General features: G+C 49.1%; 2 protein-coding genes. Both read right to left on the reverse strand.

Features of this window, described 5'->3' with window-relative positions:
* Window positions 1-21: 21 nt before the first annotated feature.
* Window positions 22-192, reverse strand: a complete 171-nt coding sequence (locus tag JUI58_RS00465) for a hypothetical protein (RefSeq protein WP_204101789.1) — start codon at window positions 190-192, stop codon at window positions 22-24.
* Window positions 192-959, reverse strand: a complete 768-nt coding sequence (locus JUI58_RS00470) for a thiamine pyrophosphate-dependent enzyme (protein ID WP_204101790.1) — start codon at window positions 957-959, stop codon at window positions 192-194. Before JUI58_RS00470 ends, JUI58_RS00465 begins: the two co-directional genes overlap by 1 nt.
* Window positions 960-1,023: the final 64 nt, after the last annotated feature.

Raw genomic sequence — 1,023 nt, forward strand, 5'->3', positions numbered from 1 at the left:
TACAATCCTCCCCATTGGGGGTCAGATTGTATCGCATTCCTCCCACGCTTGATGCTTCACATACAAGCGGGGAATCCTGCGCTTTATTGGTGTTGAAGGGGAAGAGGTAAAAAACCGAATTGATTCGCAAATTATTTCCCAATCTGCGATCGCCAAGTTCATCACGAGAATGAGGCGATCGCGAGTAGACATTAAATTAACTCTGCATCGGCGATCATCTCAACTAAGGCAGGTCCCGGATGTGCCAAAGCCTGTTGCATTGCTGCATCTAACTCTTCCTTGCGAGTGACGCGAATGCCCAAACCGCCGCAAATCTCGGCGTACTTCGAGAAATCGGGATTGTGTAGGGAGGTTTGCCAAACATCCCATTCTCCTGCCCGTTGTTCCTTGCTAATCTTACCTAATTGAGAGTTATTGACCAAGAAGTGAGTAATGTTCATGCCATATTTTACCGCCGTGGTAAACTCTGCCAAGTATTGCCCAAAGCCGCCATCCCCAGATACAGAGACGATGGGGCGTTCTTTTCCGGCTGCAGCCCATGCACCCATAGCCGCCGGAAAACTAAAGCCAATGGAGCCTAAATACCCCGACATCAAAATCGATTGTGCCTCACATTCAAAGTAGCGACCAAAAGAGTAGGTATTGTTGCCAACATCCACCGCAATGACAGCATTCGCGGGAATCTGACGAGTCATGGCGGCAAAAATGGCAGCAGAGTTAAGTCCCTCTCCGCGATCGTCTGCTTCTCGACGGACTTTTTCCTCTCGCCAAATTGCCCAGCGATCGGCGATTTGCGATCGCTGGTCTTCGGTGTTAATTTGCCCAGTTAAAGCCGTTTTCAACTGTTCCACTACGATGCTAATTTCACCCCATACCGGTACTTCTACGGGATGGAATTTGCCCAAAGCGAGGGGATCGAAATCGACTTGAACAAAATGTCGAGTGCAGTCCCTACCCATAATCTTTGATTTGGGTAGGGTTAGCGAGACCAACAAAGGAAATCGCGAAGCATCCGACTAGAGA

The sequence above is a fragment of the Spirulina sp. CCY15215 genome (genome assembly GCF_016888125.1).
Taxonomy (GTDB): domain Bacteria; phylum Cyanobacteriota; class Cyanobacteriia; order Cyanobacteriales; family Spirulinaceae; genus CCY15215.